1 protein-coding gene is annotated in these 1,093 nt (G+C 70.1%); it reads right to left on the reverse strand.

All coding sequences use genetic code 11. The features are described 5' to 3' along the window. Nucleotides 1–95: 95 nt before the first annotated feature. The coding region (locus AC1D15_RS33710; RefSeq protein ID WP_477829487.1) for a UxaA family hydrolase at nt 96–1,093 on the reverse strand (998 nt) is incomplete at its 5' end.

Consider the following 1,093-nt stretch of genomic DNA (forward strand, 5'->3'; position numbering starts at 1 on the left):
GCCGTCATCTTCGCCGGCATCGGGCTGCTGTGCGCCGTGGCCGGCGCCGCGCTGCTGTCGAGGCTGAAGCAGCTGCTGCGCAAGCGCCGCGTCGATCAGGTCACCGGCGCCGGGTTGAACAGCACCAGCGCGTTGTGAAGCTTCCAGCGCTCCGCCCAGGTCTTCGTGCGGCCGCTCGCCACCTCGAGCATCAGGTGGAACAGTTCCCAGCCCACGTCTTCGATCGTCGCGTCGCCGTCGGCAATGCGTCCGGCGTTCACATCCATCAGGTCATGCCAGCGCCGCGCCAGGTCGCTGCGCGTCGCCACCTTGATCACCGKGCACTCGGCCAGGCCGTACGGCGTGCCGCGGCCGGTCGTGAAGATGTGCAGGTTCATGCCGGCCGCCAGCTGCAGCGTGCCGCAGATGAAATCGCTGGCCGGCGTGGCCGCGTAGGTGAGGCCCTTGGTCGCGAGCTTCTCGCCCGGTGACAGCACGCCGGTGATCGGCGCACTGCCGCTCTTGACGATCGAGCCCATCGCCTTCTCGACGATGTTCGACAGCCCGCCCTTCTTGTTGCCCGGCGTCGTGTTCGCACTGCGATCGACGCGGCCCTTCTGCAGGTAGGCGTCGTACCAGGCCATCTCGCGCACCATCGCCTCGGCGATCTCGGGCGTCGCGGCGCGCGCGGTGAGCTGTGCGATGCCGTCGCGCACCTCGGTGGTCTCCGAGAACATCACGCTGGCACCGGCACGCACCAGCAGGTCGGTCGCGAAGCCGACCGCCGGGTTCGCGGTGACGCCGCTGAACGCATCGCTGCCGCCGCACTGCACGCCCACCACCAGGTCGCTGGCCGGGCAGGTCTCGCGGCGGCGGCGGTTCAACCGCTCCAGGTGCGTGCGCGCCGTCGCCATGATCGAGTCGATCATCGACATGAAGCCCACGTGCGCCTCCGCCTGCAGGCAGACCACGTCGAGCGCCTCGGCTGTCGTCGAGTCTCCGCCGCGCTCGTCGCGGATCGCGATCGTGCCCGGCGGCAGCAGCCGCTCGGGCTGCAGCTTCTCGCAGCCCAGGCTCACCACCATCACCTCGCCGCCGAAGTTCGGGTTCAGGC

The sequence above is a fragment of the Rhizobacter sp. P2_H2 genome (assembly GCF_056403375.1).